14 protein-coding genes and 1 pseudogene are annotated in these 17931 nt (G+C 47.8%); 6 read left to right on the top strand and 9 right to left on the bottom strand.

Features of this window, described 5'->3' with window-relative positions:
- Positions 1–334: 334 nt before the first annotated feature.
- Together FXF61_RS14075 and FXF61_RS14070 are read left to right on the top strand one after the other, a co-directional pair.
- Entirely contained in the window at positions 335–889 is a 555-nt protein-coding gene (locus FXF61_RS14075; protein WP_151185841.1) for a hypothetical protein, read from the top strand.
- A 44-nt stretch (positions 890–933) separates the two neighbouring features.
- A complete protein-coding gene (locus FXF61_RS14070; RefSeq protein ID WP_151185840.1) occupies positions 934–1536 on the top strand; it encodes a hypothetical protein in 603 nt (200 codons plus the stop codon).
- Between the two features lie 153 nt (positions 1537–1689).
- On the opposite strand, the gene FXF61_RS14065 is transcribed toward FXF61_RS14070, so the two are convergent.
- From FXF61_RS14065 to FXF61_RS14045, 5 genes are all read right to left on the bottom strand, one after another.
- On the bottom strand, positions 1690–2709 hold the full coding sequence (locus tag FXF61_RS14065; RefSeq protein WP_151185839.1) for an HlyD family secretion protein: 1020 nt from the start codon (positions 2707–2709) through the stop codon (positions 1690–1692).
- 2 nt (positions 2710–2711) lie between these two features.
- Positions 2712–4766 (bottom strand): TolC family protein, encoded by a 2055-nt coding sequence (locus FXF61_RS14060; protein ID WP_151185838.1) that lies wholly within the window; start codon positions 4764–4766, stop codon positions 2712–2714.
- 110 nt (positions 4767–4876) lie between these two features.
- Complete coding sequence (locus tag FXF61_RS14055) at positions 4877–6208, bottom strand: glycosyltransferase (RefSeq protein WP_256663445.1); 1332 nt, start codon at positions 6206–6208, stop codon at positions 4877–4879.
- On the bottom strand, positions 6208–7578 hold the full coding sequence (locus FXF61_RS14050) for a diguanylate cyclase (RefSeq protein ID WP_178087321.1): 1371 nt from the start codon (positions 7576–7578) through the stop codon (positions 6208–6210). Before FXF61_RS14050 ends, FXF61_RS14055 begins: the two co-directional genes overlap by 1 nt.
- 212 nt (positions 7579–7790) lie before the next feature.
- Positions 7791–8738, bottom strand: a complete 948-nt coding sequence (locus FXF61_RS14045; protein ID WP_151185837.1) for an IS5 family transposase — start codon at positions 8736–8738, stop codon at positions 7791–7793.
- 580 nt (positions 8739–9318) lie between these two features.
- Here FXF61_RS14045 and FXF61_RS14040 point away from each other — a divergent pair.
- The 4 genes and pseudogenes from FXF61_RS14040 to FXF61_RS15175 all read left to right on the top strand — a co-directional run bounded on the left by FXF61_RS14040 (position 9319) and on the right by FXF61_RS15175 (position 14326).
- On the top strand, positions 9319–11241 hold the full coding sequence (locus FXF61_RS14040) for a methyl-accepting chemotaxis protein (RefSeq protein WP_178087320.1): 1923 nt from the start codon (positions 9319–9321) through the stop codon (positions 11239–11241).
- A 210-nt stretch (positions 11242–11451) separates the two neighbouring features.
- Positions 11452–11586, top strand: a pseudogene (locus FXF61_RS15350) (EAL domain-containing protein); the annotation flags it as partial.
- Between the two features lie 283 nt (positions 11587–11869).
- Positions 11870–13126 carry an NAD(P)/FAD-dependent oxidoreductase gene (locus FXF61_RS15180; RefSeq protein WP_256663444.1) on the top strand — a complete coding sequence of 419 codons (1257 nt, stop codon included), beginning with the start codon at positions 11870–11872 and terminating at the stop codon, positions 13124–13126.
- A 33-nt stretch (positions 13127–13159) separates the two neighbouring features.
- On the top strand, positions 13160–14326 hold the full coding sequence (locus tag FXF61_RS15175) for an alpha/beta hydrolase (protein ID WP_256663443.1): 1167 nt from the start codon (positions 13160–13162) through the stop codon (positions 14324–14326).
- Between the two features lie 91 nt (positions 14327–14417).
- Here FXF61_RS15175 and FXF61_RS14025 read toward each other — a convergent pair whose 3' ends face one another.
- The 4 genes from FXF61_RS14025 to FXF61_RS14010 form a co-directional block, all read right to left on the bottom strand.
- Complete coding sequence (locus FXF61_RS14025) at positions 14418–14921, bottom strand: ureidoglycolate lyase (RefSeq protein ID WP_151185835.1); 504 nt, start codon at positions 14919–14921, stop codon at positions 14418–14420.
- 153 nt (positions 14922–15074) lie between these two features.
- Positions 15075–15740, bottom strand: a complete 666-nt coding sequence (locus FXF61_RS14020; protein WP_151185834.1) for a FadR/GntR family transcriptional regulator — start codon at positions 15738–15740, stop codon at positions 15075–15077.
- A gap of 87 nt (positions 15741–15827) precedes the next feature.
- Positions 15828–16877 (bottom strand): tartrate dehydrogenase, encoded by a 1050-nt coding sequence (locus FXF61_RS14015; RefSeq protein WP_151185833.1) that lies wholly within the window; start codon positions 16875–16877, stop codon positions 15828–15830.
- A gap of 83 nt (positions 16878–16960) precedes the next feature.
- Positions 16961–17929 (bottom strand): asparaginase, encoded by a 969-nt coding sequence (locus FXF61_RS14010; protein ID WP_151185832.1) that lies wholly within the window; start codon positions 17927–17929, stop codon positions 16961–16963.
- Between the last annotated feature and the right edge of the window lie 2 nt (positions 17930–17931).

The following is a 17931-nucleotide window of genomic DNA, read 5'->3' as shown; positions in this document are numbered from 1 at the left end:
TTTAGCCGGTCAAATTCAATTAATACATACTTGTACTGTATAGACAAAACCCTAAGGCTTTCGATATCACGGTAAAAGTTCTGACGTATTTACCCTGCAATAAGCGCTGCAAAGTCATCAATAGGTCGCATATTGATATTGTTTAATTAAAACAGATTAAATTGTATAGTACTTGCGCCATAAAACAGTGGCGCACACCAATATGACTAACTAACAGACTACTTTTGGGCGTGTTAAAACTGGTATTTTCAGTTTGAAAATATAAAAACAAACCTGCCTCATCGCATCGCTGGGTCAGATATTATTTTTTAATTTTTTAAAAAAGAGACGCTCCATGAAGAAATACATATCCCCTTTTATACTGCTCTCAATAATTTTATTAAGCACTGGGTGCGCCATCACAACAGACCGCTATCAGGCAACAGCTGTCAATCAGCAGACTCTTAAGAACTTAGATGTGAAAATGAATGTTGGTAAATTCAAAGCAAAGAAAACAGACCATAAAGTCATGTGCCGCCTAGCAAACAATGTCGCGCTTCCCGATAGAAAGTCTTTTGAAGGCTATATTGAAGATGCACTTATAGAAGAGCTGACAATGGCCGGTATGTATTCTAAAGATTCCGATGTTGTCATTAATGGCTACCTTAATGACACTGATGTCAGCTCAGGCGTGACAGACGCACACTGGACATTTGATCTGACTATTTCCAATAAGAATAATGAAGAAATCAATATCGTCCACAAAAGAGACTACAGTGCGAGTTTTCTTGGTGGTGTTGCCTGTGGTAATGATATGCCAAAATCTTTCATGCCAACCGTGCAAGAATTAATCAAAAAAATAGTTGACCACCCAAAATTTGAAAGTATGTTCTCTGCGCATACACAATAATAATCTTATTTATAACCTATAACATCTTAAAGCGAGTCTCACCGATGCAAGCAATATTTTCTCATTGGAAAACGTACGTTATTTTCATCTCTTTTCTAGTTATTACTGGCTGCGCACGTGACATCCAGATGAACCCCGACTTAACTCGCCTGAGACAGGTTGAGCCAAGCTCAGTCATCGATAAGAATGTTGCGTACTTTATATCTGCCGAGAATAAAGAGAAAAAGGTCGTCACCCCAGGCGGTGGTGGCGATAAAGTTACTTATAAGCCTTATGCTGATTCTGAAGGTGCCCTAATCACGGTATTATCCAAGATATTTACACGTGTTTACTCGATAGACTCATTGGATAATATGACGTTTATTAATGATAAGGGGATTAGCTATATATTTATCCCAGAAATCACCACCAATTCCTCCTCCAGCAGCGCATTCACTTGGCCGCCAACAGAGTTCACCATCAGCCTCGCTTGCAAAGCAGTTGATAGCAAAGGCCTTACAGTTTGGGAAAAAACCTTGCAGTCAAAGGGCAACGCTGAATACAGCGAGTTTAAATCTGATTTTTCTTTAGCGGCACGTAGAGCATCAGAAGCTTTATTTTTAGATCTACTTAAAGAAATCAATAAAGCAGGGCATACATTTAACTAAGTTGCAGCAAGCTGATAGGGCAGCCCAAACGCTTTAATACTTGGGCTGCATACTGCTTATTTAGTGTCTGAATTTATGCAATGGCTACAACTCTAAAACTAAAATATCAGCATATGGAGTTCGGAGCACCTGATATTCCAAGCTCGATAGTCATTAGGGTAGCCAACGTTGAAACCGGCTGGGGAAACGTGCTGTTAATGGCAGATTATCTATTTGCCACTCTTGACCTAATAACTCTATAGTCTCAACCATGAGCAATAGCTTTGACGCATCATTATCAAAGGCCGTGCGCATTCCGGGTGGCAAGCGAGTCACGAGTTTCGGCTCAGACGTAACTTTTGCATCCAACCACTGGCCGTCGGGAAGGCGTAGTTTTAATTCTTGGCCAATACGAGCAAGCTCTCGCTGCCGCGCATCGAGATAAACCTCTATTTCTACGATGCCTCTTTTTTGCAATTGCATCAACAGAGTGCCTGGACCCACTGCCTCACCTTCGTTGACCACTATATCTCTGATCACAACATCACTGTTGGCTGTGATCTGCAGTTGCTCAAGACGCTTATCCAAAGCAATCAGATCACTTTGGTTACGCCGCGTATAAATCTCCTGGTCGTTGGTTGGTGCAAGTTGGCGCTCAATTTCTGCCAATGCCACTTGGCGATCATTCAAAAGATCGCGCGCTTGATATAATTCTCCGCGCGTGGCTGCACCCATATCGACAAGACGCTGTAGCTCTATGCTGCGCAAGCGAGCCCGTTCCAGTTGCTGATGCAAGATTTGCTGTTGACGCTGTAAGGGCGTGCCGCCCAGAGTCATTACATCCAAGGTGTCCATGACCGCTTGATGTTGCGCAAGTAAAACTGGGTTATCTAAAACTACTAGAAGCGTTCCACTAGCAACCTGATCACCTGTCTTTACCCTCAGTTGACGTATGGTACCGCTTTCCAGTGCGCGGACTTCTGTCAACGGTTGAACGGTACGTGCGGGCGCATCAAGCAATACCATGCTGCCAATCAGCTTACTCGAAAACCAGATAAAGGGGCTGGCTACGACTAATAGGATCAGATACCAACGTAAACGGTAGGCAATACGCTTGCTCGGGGCATAAATAACTTTAAGTCCGCCATCTTGGGCAGGATTGCGCTCTTTATTGCTAGTGAAACGTACTTTCATGGTCAATATTTCTCTGTAGCCGATCGAGGGTATTGCGCCCAGTCCTGCCAAGCGACACCTGCCAAACCACGGGGTTTTAAATGATCACGCAAGCGGATAGTCAGCTTTGTCAGTTCAGCAGGCGACGAACCGCTCCAACTGTTTTCTTTGGGAAGGTCAGTCTCTACGCTCTGGGCGAGATAGAGTTGTAACTCAGGCCAAGCATCAAGCATTTTAGCGGTCCGCGTGATAACTGACTGCTCAGCCGTGCTATATAGCATAAGAGTGACACTCTCAATATTGAGCCCGGGCAAAGCGCAGGGTACGCATACATTAGCAAAGCGTTGTTGCGCAGCAAACCAACGATGATGACTGACCAAAGTCACTGGCCACGGACTGCGTTGTGAAGCCGCTTCAAGTGTCTGTAGCCAATCGTGTAGACGCGACTCTGGGACAGGCCAACCGAGCTGCTCAACTTCTAGATCTAAATGCAGGTTATCAAAGGGAAGTGCTGAAAAGGTATCGATCAGCTGTAGTAGATCGGAACGTTGTTCCTTGAGCAGCCACTGGGGATCACCTAGCAGCAGATCAACGGTGAAACCGCTTTGTTTAAGCTTATGTATCAGCTGAGTAATCTCAAGGTTAAGTGACTCAATATTGCTTACCTGCGCAGCATTAAAGCCAAGATAAACATGATTGAATCCAGCACGCGCAAGTGACTCAACCTGCTCGGCCCGCTGCTCTCGATCAAGCAGAACGCTAGTGTCCCATATATAAGCAGCTGTACTCCAAGACTGCACAGATTTCGCTGACTCGGAAGACCCTGGTATCTCGGTTGATACTGCAGATAAAGACTGCTCTGCATCAATACGATTTTGATATTCTTGCAATGAGCTCCAATGCATTGCATCCGTTGAGCGAGTGAGCGGTTCACCGTCTGTTAACACTTGAAGTTGTGCCAGTACCGACCAGGTTGCATGCCAAGCATTGATCAGCTCCTGTTCGACTTCCGCTTGTTCGAGCTGCGCCAACCGCAGATTCAAGAACCCAACTTCGGTATCAATATTTAGTCTGCCCTTCTGTTCAAGAACTAATTGCTGTGTACGTTTGAGCTCTATGCTGCGCTCTTTTAGATAATCGAGTCGCTGCTGGTATTGCATTAATGTTTGTTCAAGAACCTTCATTAAATTATGGCGTGTATCTTCTGTTCGATAGCGCGCAGCAATATAACGCGATTCAGCTGAATTTCCCCGGTTTCCACCGGATAGGCTGCCAATAGGAACTTCAAAGGTAATAGCAGCTACTGTACCGCCACCGCTGCCACTCATACCATCACGGTTGTCATATCGCTGACTGATGCTGAAGTCGGCGTCGATACGGTCGGTCCATCGACTTTGCGCAAGCGGCTCTAGTCTATACTGCTCGGCACGATGGGTTTTCAACGCCGGATGCTTCTCAAGTATATGCAGCCAACTCCCTATTGGAGCCAGCCTAGTCGGTAATTTTTCAGCTATTGGCTTAGCAGCAGCAGAAATAATTTCGCCTTGTAAATAGGCGAGCTGCCCGCGAAAATGTGCATCCTGTTGAGCTAAGTTAGTACACACTCGTGTAAGCCTGCGCCAATGTTGTTCAACCCAAAGCTTTTCAGATAAGCGCAGTTGCTGCACTTGGGTTCGGTTGGCGACCGCCTTCTGCTCTGAAGACGCAACAGGCTGGTAAGTATTACACCAATCAGTCAGCGCACCCTGCTGCCACCAGTCTATATAGGTTTGGCGTAACTCCTGTTGCTGTTCAGCAAGGATCAGCTCGGTTGAATGTTCAGCTTGGTCAAGAGCAATCTGCGTATCAATCACTGCTGCGCGTCGTGCCTGCATTGCTCCGAGCAAGGGATAGCGTAGCCCTAGTTGTCCTCCAAAGCCTTCATATTTTTGCAAACCTGACTCTTCTAGGTCACGGTAACGCCCTGTATCTGCACCGCCAAACAGCATCCAACTGGTATTATCCTGGCGCTGGCGCAGTTCTGAGTTTATTCGTTGTTCTTCGTAGCGACTCGCTGTTGTAGCCGGACTGTCCTGCATTTTACTCAACAATGCCTGAAGAGGAATTGCCGACGCACTGGAAGCATAAGTCGACAGCACCAGACACATGCAACCGAGAAGGTAGGCATTCAGCCGTCTTGCACCCATAATCAAAACCTCTTACCTTTCTTCAGAACCCACCATGGTGCCATTCCGCTTTCTTCATGGCCACGCCGGAACACTTCATTAAGTATGCAGACGACACCCCAGCAGCGCAGAGCAAACATAAACAAGGGGAATATTGGTACAACTGCCAGCATTCTCAGGTCTTGCCTGCGCCGCTCTGAAACCAGCATCAACCCGATCAGGTAAATAATAATTGTCATGATTAAGTACAGAACATAAACAAATACAGTGAGGACAATCACCATCGGTATAGGTATCAATATCAGCATGGCTACTGAGTAAATAACGATCATAAAGGGCAGTACCAGCTGAAAAAAGAACCCTGTAAATAGCGTCATAAGAAAGTTAGGCCAGCCCAGCAAACGAGGCGTTATGCTGTGCGAGTGCTTGCGAATATACAGAAAAAACAAATCCCCATCCCAACGCAGCCTTTGCATAAGAAACTCGCGTAACGTAATGGGTGCGTCGGTGTGGCCGATCGCTTCAGGCTCAAATGGAATACGATAAGGCTGACGACCAAAATAGCTTTTTATGCGTAGGGTGATATCCAAATCCTCGGCTGAATGGGTATCCCAGCCACCGATATGTTGCAAAAAGTTTTTTCTAAAAGCACCGAATGCACCGGAAATATTGTTCACGGTATTCCATTCAGACAGTCCGACCTTGCTGGTATGTATCGACAAAAAATATTCCAGCTCTTGGATGCGTGTCACCAGCGATGTCTTGGCATTACGCACACGTAAACTACCAGAGACTGCTGGAACATTAGGGTCTTCAAAATGTCGCACCAGCACACTCACTGTGTTGTTATCAAAGGATGTGTCGCCATCCAAAGCCAATACGATCTCGCCGCTTGCTGCCTGCAGACCTGCATTAAGGGATGAAACCCGACCGCCTCGCTGCCATTTAGGTATGGCTTTCAAAGTGCGATTCGGATACAGACTGCGATCCAGCTTGAAATCACGTATGACATTCAAGGTGTCTTGATTCTGTGATGCGCCATCCACTACAGGAATGAGTTCAATGTGTCCTGGATAGGTTTGCTCACATAGCGTTTGCAGGGTCTGAAGCACGTCACGGCCTTCACTGTAGCAGGTGATAATGCAGGACACTTTAGGTGTATAGCGACTGTTAAAGGGGGTTCTGCGCAGTTTCTTTGAATACCAGCGCAAGATCCCTGCTACAACCAGCAGATTCATCGGCAGTTCGATTAATATGAAGAACGGAAACAATAAGAGTAGCGCTTGACCGGTCCATTTTTCATAAATGAAAAACCACACCAACTCTTGCATTGCCAATAACGTTGATTCAAACATTACCCGATCTCGCCGGTTAATCTTGCCATCAGCAACTGCGCATTCTCTTCCGTTAAAAGGTCCTCAGGAAGGGTGATAGCTGCCATTTTCAACTGCACACTACCATCGGCTGTAGCAAGTAGCTTTGTAAGCTCTGAAAGGCGCTGCTCAAGAACCTTTACGCCTTTGCGATCCGTGTGTGGCAACAAAAACCATAACAAGTCTTCTCTAGAGCGACTGCAACGGTCAGTATCTCTAATAGTCTGCTTAATGCGCTCAATTAAAGTGTCTAGTGAAGCTTGCCCTTCAGGCGTACTCAGAGCACGCTCGAGACCGTCGAAATGAAGCCCCAGCAAAGAGCATTCTGGTAATTTCGGATAGCGTGTAGCTTGCTGTATCTGCCAGTCAAGAAAGCTGGTGAAATCATTCAGGTTGATTAAGCTCAGGCGTCCAAAATACTCGCTACTAACGTCTTGAGAAAAGCCTTGTCGACAGCGTAATCGAGCTTTTTCTGTCATGCTGTAGTTGCGTATTTCTCGCACGCGCAGTTCGTCTGGTTCTTGTGAATGATTGCAATCTAGGCAGCGCGCATGAACAAGAGAATCAATGAACGAGACATTACACGCTCGGCAACTCAGGTTTTCCATAGGTCGGTCGTAATCACTACCGATGTGTCGAAGCCGAGTCAAACAGTTGGGACAGAGCATCAAACCGTCTTTGAGAAACTCGTCCTGAGGTGCGACATGACCACAGGTAAAACAGTGCAGGGCGGGCTCTTTGGCGATATCCAAGTCTCTGCACTCTGGGCATACATCAACATAGTTGAGTCGAGCTGAATTACATTTTGAACAGAGGCGAATACGGTCAACCAATTCGCCACTTGCGAGCAAACCTTGTTCCGACATCAAGCGCAGCCAGAGCACCTGATTAACCGGCTCATCGCCTGCAAAGACTCCAAGTAACGGGTAGCTATAAACATGCGCTAAGCTGGTATCGCGCCGAGCAGTGATTCCGGTATGCGGACGTGTCCACAGCCAAGCCATAACGTGTTCTTCGAAGCGCTCAGGACTACGACCACGATTAAACACAGCAAGGCGTTTGCATAATTGCGCGTGTTCTTTCTCAATAGCATCAGCTCTTGACGGAAGAAGCCCGTCCCCCAAGAGCTGAATGCTACTTTGTTCAATGAGTGTGTATATAAGGGTAAGCCGGTATCGTTCGTCCCTGCGTAACGTTTCCAAGGCTCGGCTAATCTTGTTTTCGGGCAAATTCAGGACAACCACATCTACAGTTGTATCATTTTGGAAATCGGAAACGCTTTGAAACTGACTCCAGCTGCTTGGAACAGTGTCATTAGGCTTCTCGGTAATCAAAGCAATCTGGGGGCGCATAGTGCGAGCTGTACTCCATTACAATTAGACATAAAACCATACTTAATTTTATATATTACTTAAGGAGCCTCTGAAAATCTCAGCTTATTATTGAGCTTTTCAGAAAATGACTCGAAAACTCAAAAAAACAGCTAAAAAAGGCCGTTTTCGAGGTAAAACCACCTCTTTTAGCCCTTAATTCGCCGTTTTGGCGGATTAAGGGCGCACTAACCCTAAGCCAGCAAGTATTTTCTGCTGATCATGAGGTTCGTTAGTCCTGCTAGCAGGCATAAACGGTTATGGTTTTTATCAAGCCCTTTGTAACGGACTTTGTTATAGCCAAATACGCACTTGATGTAGCGAAACGGATGCTCAACTTTAGCGCGTAGCTTGGCTTTCATTTTTTCAATTTCCTGCTCATTTTCGGTCATGGTTTTACGCTTACTGATTCGAGCACTGATCAGCCAGGCAAGATTTTTGCGCTCTTTGTTTTCCCTGCGTTTTTCAACACCTAGGTATCCAGCATCACCAAATACACGCTTTTCTTCGCCATGTAGAAGGCTTGCAGTCATGGTTACGTCGTGCACATTGGCAGCCGTACTTTCCACGCTATGAATCATACCTGTGACATCATCCACGCCGATATGCATCTTCATGCCAAAGTGCCATTGGTTGCCTTTCTTGCTGGAATGCATTTCTGGGTCGCGCTTGCGGCTTTGATTTTTCGTTGAGCTCGGTGCGGAAATAATGCTGGCATCCACAATGGTGCCTTCGCGAAACAGCAAGCCTTGATGCTGCAAGTGCTTGTTAATTTCCTTCAGAAATAGCTTGCCCAGCCCATGCTTTTCAAGGAAGTGACGGAAGTTTAAAATCGTTGTTTCATCAGGAATATTGTCTGACAAACGCAATCCTGCAAAGCGGCGCATTGATTCAATTTCATACAGCGAATCTTCCAGAGCAGGATCGCTAAGGTTGTAGAACAACTGCAAGCAATGCACACGCAGCATCACACTGAGCGGATAAGGGGGACGCCCCATTTCACCTTTTGGGTAATGCTTAGCGGCGCGATTCTCCAAGCGCTTCCAAGGAATAATGGCATCCATTTTTTCCAAGAAAATCTCACGACGCGTCTTACGCTTTTTGTTCTGGTACTCTGCTTCGGCAAAGGTCAGTTGGCTCATGATTCGGCTCACTGGGCTAAAAAAAGGTCGATGCGGCTATTATCGCAAAAAGTGGGGAGTTATTCAGAGGCTCCCTAAGGGTATTGCTACTTAAAATGCAGTAAGCATGCGCAACATTTTATCAGCACAGGAGTTATAAGATCTAACTTCGGACTCTTTAATTTTCACAAGCCAAGTATGAATGGTGGAACGCTTGAGATTACTGTCCTTTGGTAAAAAAGCAATTATGCTGAAGAGTGAAGCAGATATTTAGGGAAAGCGCTACACATATTTAATTTTCCCAGCCCGGCACAGATCAATACAGATCTTAACAAAATTAGCAATATAGGTTTTTAGTTTAAAATAATGACCGTTTAGTCACCTAGAATTCTTTAAAAAAAGCGCGCAGCACAAATAAAAATAACGTATTCAACACAACAGCGCACAAATAAGCATAAGCACCATTTTTGACATAAATCATTGCGTGACTATGCAGTACGTGCCAATACTGCGCCCCTTTAAAAACATACAACTAAAGTATAACTTTATGTGTTGTTGTTTTGGATAGCGAAGCAATACCCACAAGGATAAGGATAAAATAGTGAAAAATATTAGCGTACCAATGAAATTAACTATTGGAATAGGTCTAATTTTATTGCTGTCAGTAATTATGGCAATTAATAATTTCTACAGCTTGAATCAAATTAATTTGCGGACTACCAATATAGATAAAATCACGCAGATTGATGATGGTGTTAATGGCTTACGCATTGCTACCGCAGGGTACAAATTAACGCTCAAAAAACAGTTCATTGAAGAGACACAAGCATTAGCTGATAGTGCTAAAAAAATTGCAAATGAAGCAAAGGCTACACTAACCGTAGCCAGCAGTCGTACGATGATGGATGAAATACAAGTTGATATAACCGCGTATGAGAATCTATTTGCTAATTACATTAAGACTCACCAAGAAACAGAAACCAATATCGCTGCTGCTGCCAGCATTGGTGCAGATATCAATAGTGCACTTTCTGAACTTGACACTTTAATAAATGGCACGAATCTGCAACCTGTTATTCATGATGATTTTTACAGCATTGCGACAGGCCGTCTCGTCACAGAGCTTATTAATTCGCAGCATATGCTTGCTTATGCAGCACGTGTATTTATAGCCGATAAAACAGAACAGAGTGCTGAAAATTTAGAGCTGGCATACAGCTTATTTCAGAACACAGCAGCCAAACTGCAACCTAGGCTGCTGGGCACCGCAGCAGACGTAGAAGCTGCCATCGCAACAAGCGCTGCAAACTATATGGATTTGCTACGCAACATAGTCACTTTAACAGCGCTACAGTTTGAAACTGAAAACCACATGACTGATGTGTTTACGCGCGTTAACGCGAGCACTGATGATCGCGTACTCTTTGTGACAGATTTACGCGACCAGGAAATAAGCCGTTCAAAAACAGTCGCTACAAGCTTAACTCTCGCAGTGATTGTGTTGGGCGCTGTGATTGGCTGGTTCATGACGATTCAAATCACTCAACCTCTCAGCCAAGCCCTTAACATTGCTCAAGCCATTGGCAATCGAGACATGACGGGGCGCGGGGTTGAGCAACGTCGCGACGAGTTTGGCGCGTTATTAAAAGCCTTGGACCAAACTCGCACAAATCTGCGTGATGCTCTAGGCGAGGTTAATGGCTTTACTTCACAACTCGCTTCAGCCGCAGAACAATTATCTGCCGTCACCACACAAACCAGCGCTGGTGTGCTTGGTCAACGCGAAGAAACCGAGCAAGTTGCTACCGCAATGAATGAAATGACCGCGACTGTGCATGAAGTAGCGCGAAATGCTGAAGAGGCGGCTGTGTCAGGGGAGAAAGCCAATCGTCTAGCAATACATGGCGAGCAAGTATTGCAGGGTGCATTAGATGCCAATAGCCGTTTAACGACTCAGGTGCAGCAAAGTGCCGAAGCAATGCATCGCTTGAATGAGGACAGCACAAATATTTCAACGGTCCTGACTGTGATTAACGGCCTTGCTCAACAAACTAACCTCTTGGCGCTAAATGCGGCAATTGAGGCTGCGCGAGCAGGTGAGGCTGGGCGTGGTTTTGCAGTTGTAGCAGATGAAGTGCGCAGCCTAGCCCACCGCACACAAGAATCAACAGCTCAGATTGAAGAGTTGATTACTAATTTACAAACCGGTTCAGGTAATGCAGTAGTCATGATGGACAGTAGCCGCACGCTTGCCGACTCTACGCTGGGGTTAGTCCAAGAAGCCTATAACGAGTTACAGGCTATTGCTAAGGTTGTAGTTGAGATGCAAGCAATGGGCGCGCAAATTGCCACAGCCGCAGAAGAGCAAAGCTTAGTAGCAGAGGAAATCAACCTTAACGTGGTGAATGTGAACAGTGCCGCCGATCAGTCAGCGGCAGCTGTAGAAGAAACCGCTGCGTCATCGCAAGAGTTGGCGCGCTTAGGACAAGAGCTTCATAACTTAGTGATGCGTTTTAAAATCTAACCTTATACTGCGCGTGAAACCTCCTATTTTCACTCTGAAAATAGGAGCGCCCAGCTCATTTACTCGACACTTGACCCCGCTAGGGTGTTTAAAACACTTGCCCATTAACGCGCTTTAAATTGATCAATCATTTATTCGTGACGTACTGGATGATAAATCGGATTTGATTATGGTCAAATCAATTATCGATCTAGGTAAAACTTTGGACTTAATGTTGTTGCTGAAGGTGTCGAAGAAGAAGCGCATTTTAAAATTCTTAAAGACCTCGGTTGCGACGTTTATCAAGGATTTAATTTTAGTCTGCCTCTGCCTGTTTCAGAATTTATTGCTTTGCTTGAAAATTAATTGTCCGCGTACTTAACACTTAATATCTCGACAGCAGGACTCTGTACGAGCAAGTCATACTAGAGCATAGGCCTGCGAACAAAATGCACCGTTTTATACGAAAGGATAGGCATTTAAGGAATCACAGCACAAATATAATTTCATCACTCCTACGCAGGCTGGAATCTAATAGAATAAAAATATAGACCGCAATATTACCAAGATGAGGTTTTAATTAGCGGCTCATTAAAACAGTCTCAACAACAATAAACAGCTGGCCAAATCCCGCCCAAGGAAACCCTATATGAACAACGCCGCTGCACAGAAAATAACCACACCATTAACGGCCATCATTATAGGTACGGGCTTTGCTGGCATTGGCATGGCAATCAAGCTGCGCCAAGCGGGCATCACTGACTTTACGATTCTGGAAAAGGCCCAAGACGTCGGTGGCGTGTGGCGTGATAACAGCTATCCTGGCGCAGCCTGCGATGTGCCCTCGCACCTGTATTCGTTTTCCTTTGCACCGAACCCAGAGTGGACACGTATCTTTGCTTCACAGGCAGAGATTTATAGCTACCTGCAGCAGTGTGCACATCAATATCAATTAATCGCGCATATCCAGTTTGGCGCAGAGGTGCAGCAGGCGACCTACAATGAGGCTGACTCACTCTGGCAGGTTATCCTCAGCGACGGCAGTCAGCTGCATGCAGCCTTACTGATCAGCGCCACCGGCCAATTGAGTCGCCCTGCTCTGCCTAAGCTGGATGGCATCGAGACGTTTCAAGGACGCGCCTTTCATTCAGCCAACTGGGATCACAGCTACGATCTAGCCGGCAAGCGCGTGGCCGTGGTGGGCACTGGCGCATCAGCGATTCAGTTTGTGCCCGCCATCGCTGGCACAGTTGAGCAGCTCACTGTTTTTCAACGCTCGCCCGCCTATCTTAAAAAGCGGCCGGATCGTGCATACAAAAATTGGCAAAAAAGCTTATTCCGCAAACTGCCTTGGGCAATGAAACTCCATCGCGCAGGCATCTACCTGCGCTATGAAGCGCAAGCGCTGGCGTTTACTCGATTTAAAGGCTTAATGAAACTGGCCGTCGGTCGTCCCTTCGAAAAAATGCTAGCTAAAGACATAGCTGATACCAAGCTGCGTGCTCAATTAACTCCAGATTACCCGATAGGCTGCAAACGTATTTTGCTGTCCAACGATTACCTCAAAACCATGACTCAGGCCAATGTCGAGCTGGTGACAAACAGCATCAGTCGCGTCACCGCTGACGGTATCGAAACCAGCGATGGTGTGCAGCACCCGGTTGACGCCATCATCTATGGCACCGGCTTTGCTGCGACTGAATTTCTTGCCCCCATGCGCATTACTGGGCGCGCGGGGCTCGACCTGAATGAAACTTGGCAGGGCCGCGCGCAAGCCTATCTGGGTATGAGCGTACCCGGTTTCCCCAATTTATTTATGCTCTATGGACCCAATACCAACTTGGGCCACAACTCCATCGTTTACATGTTAGAAAGCCAGATCGCCCACGTACTGCGCTGCTACTAAGCACTGCAAACAGCACAAGCAACACGCATTGAAGTGGATGACACACACTACCGCCGCTTCAATGACACGATACAAAAGCGCCTCGCCAACAGCATATGGCAGGGCTGCACAAGTTGGTATGTGGACGAATCTGGACACAACAGCGCCAACTGGCCCGGTTTTACTTTGTCGTATCGTTACTTAACACGCTTCTCAAGTTTGCAGGCCTACCGTTTCACCCGTGCCTTGCCCAGCAGTCTCAGCACGGTGGATGGTGTGACTGTAGCCGAGCCGCAAAACCGCTTAGAAAAATTCAATGCAGATTTCATGCGCAGGACTTTACGCTTCACTTTCCGCACATTTATGGGGCCACCTTTTTCAGCCAAGGCGCAGCGCCGAGTGGTCAATCTGTTCTCAGCAATGACGCCAGGTGTCGGCGGTGTCATTGTGCAACAGCTCAGCGCCAATGGCATCCCCACCCAAATTATTACCCCTAAGACCAGCCAAGCAGATGGCGTCATTCTGTATTTGCATGGCGGCGCTTTTTGTTTGGGCAGTGCCAAGTCACACCGCAGCCTTACCACCCGTTTGGCCGTTGAGGCCGGTATGCCTGTTTGGGTGCCTGAGTACCGTTTGGCACCTGAAAACCCTTACCCTGCCGGCTTAGACGATGCGCTGGCTTGTTATGCAGAGCTGCGTAAATATTATGCTGCCGAGCAGATTGTGATCGGCGGTGATTCAGCAGGTGGCGCATTAACCTTGGCGCTTACGCTGACGTTACGCGAGCGTGACGAGCGCCTTCCGGCGGCGCTGCTACTGATGTCCCCGGTCACCGATGGCACGCTGAGCGGCCACACACTGGTCTCAAAATACGGTGAAGACCCCATGCTGCGTCGCGGCTGGCTGGAGCAAGCACTGCACTGGTACAAACCACCGCTGGATGCGCAAACCCACCGCCCTCTTGAAATCGACTTAACGGGATTGCCGCCCATGCTGATTCAGGTTGGCGAGCAAGAATTACTGCTATCGGACTCCACACGGCTGGCGCAACACGCAACAGATTGCGGCGTACCCTGCCGCCTAGAAATACATACAGCACGCTGGCATGTCTTTCACTTGCAGGCGAACGCTCTACAATCAGCACGGCAAGCCATACGTACGCTTGGTGTATTTGCCCGCCAGCAGATCGTGGATCAACGTCACGCCAGCACGCGCGAATAGATCGCCTGCAAATAAGCGCTGACACGACAATTGCCTAAGCAAAACGTCAACTGGTGCGTGCTAATGGAGGGCCAGCAAACGGTTAGCACGCTTATGTGCCCAGCGTTATCTGCAGCGCCAGCGGGTATTCTTCACAGTTGTGTCCAGCACCGCCGCGATCCACCACTAGAAACTCGCCTTCGCGCTCGAGAACAGACTGTATGGCATGCCAAGTGCCCGCACTGTAATTGACACCTTGGCGGCCATCAGTCACGAAAGCACGCACTTGCGCTGGATCGATAACATCGCCAGCCGGCGCCACTACAACCACAAAGCGCTCGCAATGCAAGGGTATAAAAGCTTGACTGCCTAGCGGATGGCGCTCAAGAAAGCTTAGCTGCAAAGGCATTTGCACTGGCTGAGTGACGAAGATGCTGATCAGCGTTCGTGCATCCTCACCCAGTGTTTCGACCTTGGCCAAATCATGATAACGGCGGGTGCGCCCACTGTTAATCATAAAAAAATCAGCGCCGCGATGATCGATCACTTCGCCAAAAGCCGTAAACGCTTCAGCTGTCAGTGGCTCGGCCGTCAATTGCAATAACTGCTCACTCATGTGCACTCTCCGCTTAACGGCCTAAAGCCGACAGCAGTATCTGTAGGTTTATTTTTGCCCTGCAACCATCGGTGCTGAGCACGCACAGCAGCATGCGTGCGTAGCCTGCAATGGAAACAAGCACGCTGGACAGCCAAAGCTGAGCGAGGTTACTTAAATATCGTCATCACTCAAACCACCACGCAACGCTGCCGCGCGAATGTGATATGCCATCGCCTCACTGGCACGCTCAGGCGCTTGATCGCGAATAGCATCGATAATTCGCTGGTGTTCTTCCAGCGGTTTCATCAACTCTTCTTTATTAGTCAGCGGCTTGCACTGAGCGCTGTGAATATCAGTCACAATGCGACGCCTAGTGTCAGTAAAAATCGAGTTCTGTAATATGGAAAAAATGATGTGGTGAAAGTTAAAATCTTCTTGTGCGGCATCAATAAGCTGCCCTTTTTCAAGTGCATAGCGCATTTTGTACACCGTTTTTTCCAGACGCTCTAGGTCATCCTCTGAGCGCGTTCGACTGGCCATTGCCGCAGCATAGGGCTCAGCGGCTAGACGAAACTGAAAAACCTGCTTACTGCGACGGTCTGCCATGCAACTGCTATTAGCAGCACTGCTATTTGGATCAGGAACAAAGACACCCCGGGCTTGACGAATATCGACCAAGCCCAGCGTCTCAAGAACACTCAGTGCCTCACGCAGCGCCGAGCGGCTAACGCCCAGTTCAGCGGACAACATTCGCTGCCCAGGTAATGCTTCTCCTGGAGGATATTCACCGCTTAATATCTTCGTTTGAAGAAGCTTTGCTATGGAATTGTTGAGCATTTTTACGTCTTCACGCCTCTCGAAAATACTAAAAAGATAATTATATTCGCAATAGCTTAACTAAATACTATTCCGAGAGGTGATTCGCTAAAGTAATTTCACAATAGCTTCAGCCAGCTCAGCAGTTGTTGCACTGCCGCCCATATCCGGCGTGCAGCATTGCGTGTCACATAGTGCTTTATCCAGCGCTTGCATGATGGCATTGGCCGCCTGTTGTTCGCCAAGATGCTCAAGCATCATCGCTCCAGACCAAATTGCTGCCACTGGGTTAGCTTTGCCCTGACCAGCAATATCTGGCGCTGAGCCATGCACGGGCTCAAACATCGAAGGCATATTACGGGTCGGATTGATATTTGCAGAGGCTGCAAAACCTAAACCGCCCTGAATAGCCGCACCAATATCGCTAAGGATGTCGCCAAACAGGTTAGACGCAACAATCACATCGAAACTTTCCGGATGCGTAACCATACGCGCGGCAGCGGCATCAACGTGATAGCGCTCAACTTTAACATCAGGGTACTCGGCGGCCAGCTCGTCTGTGACCTCATCCCAGAATACCATTGAGAATTTTTGTGCATTTGATTTAGTCACAGAAGCCAGCTTACCGGAACGCTTTTGCGCCTGCTCAAAGCCAAAGCGAAGAATACGCTCAACCCCTTGGCGCGTGAATACCGATGTCTCTACCGCTACCTCGTGTGGGCTGCCAACATGCACACGGCCACCCGCGCCAGAATACTCACCTTCAGTATTTTCACGGATGCAGAGGATATCAAAGTCTGTTTTCTTCAGCGGACCTGCCGTACCTTTAAGCAGACGGTGAGGACGGATATTAACAAACTGGTCAAATTGCTTACGAATTGGCAACAGCAGACCATGCAATGAAACGCTGTCGGGTACACACTCGGGCCAGCCTACTGCACCCAAAAATATGGCATCACTTTTGCCAAGTTGCGCCAATCCATCATCAGGCATCATCTGGCCATGTATCAGGTAGTACTCGCATCCCCATTCATAATGGGTCGGTGCCAGTTCAAAGCTAAACTTACTGGCTGCTGCTTGCAGCACATCAAGTGTTGCCTTGGTAACCTCTACGCCAACGCCATCACCAGGGATAACGGCAATATTATAAGACTTCATTTTCTCTCCTGAACATTTCATTTTAGACAACGCTAACGGTGCGCTCGGCAACCCCAATCAGGGCGCAGAGGCCAACTAGGCCATCAGGATAATATCGATTGATTGATTGGCAGATTGCACGACAAAGCACACATTAGCCGCAGTCGAGCTTTTCTGGCATTAAGGTGATTGGCTTTGAGCGCTCCCAACGCGACCTGCTCAGCCAGTGAGCCAGGGTACTCATACACTTCATCGACTCGGCCCCATTGGGTAGAGGTCGCAATCACAACAGGAACGCCCGCATTCAACACAGCAGCAAGCGGCTCTATCCAGCTCGGCGGAACATGACCACGGCCAATTGCATCGATGACCAAGCCTTTGGCACCACTGGCTACCGCCGCTTGCAGCAGAGCCGGTGATGCATCAATTGCTACCGGAATAATATCCACCCGTGGTAGCTTTTCCCCCGGCGCAATCACGCTAGAGCGTAACAACCGTTTGCTGAGCATGACCTCATCACCATCAACAAAACCCATGGGGCCAAGACCCGGCGAGCCAAAGCCATTGAGCTGATAGCTGCTAAGCTTACGCACGCTGCTTGCCGCATGAATTTCCTCATTGAACACCACTAAAGTGCCTGCGCTACGTGCCGATGCTGTGCGTGCAACTTTCAGCGCATCACGAAGATTAGGGCCGGCATCTGAACCCGCCGCATAGGGCACGCGCTGAGCGCCGGTAACCACCAATGCGGTGTCTAGCAGCTCTAAGGTTGAGTCAAGAAAGTAAGCTGTATCTTCTAGGGTGTCGGTCCCCTGCGATACAACCAGCCCGACTACATCGGTGCGCTGCGCCAGCTCAAGACACAGTGTCCTCAGCTGCAGCAGATCGTCAATGGTGATGGCATTGCTGGGCTTCTGGCAGAGGGTGATGACTTCAACCGGACCGTCACTCTCAATTTTTAAGCTGTCCATAAGCTCTTTACCTGAAAGCGCACCGGCAACCGCACGCCCAGAACTGCTCGGAAGACTGGCAATTGTGCCACCGAGTGAAATCAGTACTACAGTATTTTTCATAT

The sequence above is a fragment of the Pseudomonas sp. C27(2019) genome, assembly GCF_008807395.1.
Classification (GTDB): Bacteria; Pseudomonadota; Gammaproteobacteria; order Pseudomonadales; family Pseudomonadaceae; genus Denitrificimonas.
Note: the sequence above shows the minus strand (reverse complement) of the source record. Positions and strands in the feature narration are given on the sequence as shown.

Coding starts and splice junctions, on each gene's coding strand:
- FXF61_RS14075 (WP_151185841.1), top strand. CDS start 335: ATGAAGAAATACATATCCCCTTTTATACTGCTCTCAATAATTTTATTA.
- FXF61_RS14070 (WP_151185840.1), top strand. CDS start 934: ATGCAAGCAATATTTTCTCATTGGAAAACGTACGTTATTTTCATCTCT.
- FXF61_RS14065 (WP_151185839.1), bottom strand. CDS start 2,709: ATGAAAGTACGTTTCACTAGCAATAAAGAGCGCAATCCTGCCCAAGAT.
- FXF61_RS14060 (WP_151185838.1), bottom strand. CDS start 4,766: ATGCAGGACAGTCCGGCTACAACAGCGAGTCGCTACGAAGAACAACGA.
- FXF61_RS14055 (WP_256663445.1), bottom strand. CDS start 6,208: ATGTTTGAATCAACGTTATTGGCAATGCAAGAGTTGGTGTGGTTTTTC.
- FXF61_RS14050 (WP_178087321.1), bottom strand. CDS start 7,578: ATGCGCCCCCAGATTGCTTTGATTACCGAGAAGCCTAATGACACTGTT.
- FXF61_RS14045 (WP_151185837.1), bottom strand. CDS start 8,738: ATGAGCCAACTGACCTTTGCCGAAGCAGAGTACCAGAACAAAAAGCGT.
- FXF61_RS15180 (WP_256663444.1), top strand. CDS start 11,870: ATGAACAACGCCGCTGCACAGAAAATAACCACACCATTAACGGCCATC.
- FXF61_RS14025 (WP_151185835.1), bottom strand. CDS start 14,921: ATGAGTGAGCAGTTATTGCAATTGACGGCCGAGCCACTGACAGCTGAA.
- FXF61_RS14020 (WP_151185834.1), bottom strand. CDS start 15,740: ATGCTCAACAATTCCATAGCAAAGCTTCTTCAAACGAAGATATTAAGC.
- FXF61_RS14015 (WP_151185833.1), bottom strand. CDS start 16,877: ATGAAGTCTTATAATATTGCCGTTATCCCTGGTGATGGCGTTGGCGTA.
- FXF61_RS14010 (WP_151185832.1), bottom strand. CDS start 17,929: ATGAAAAATACTGTAGTACTGATTTCACTCGGTGGCACAATTGCCAGT.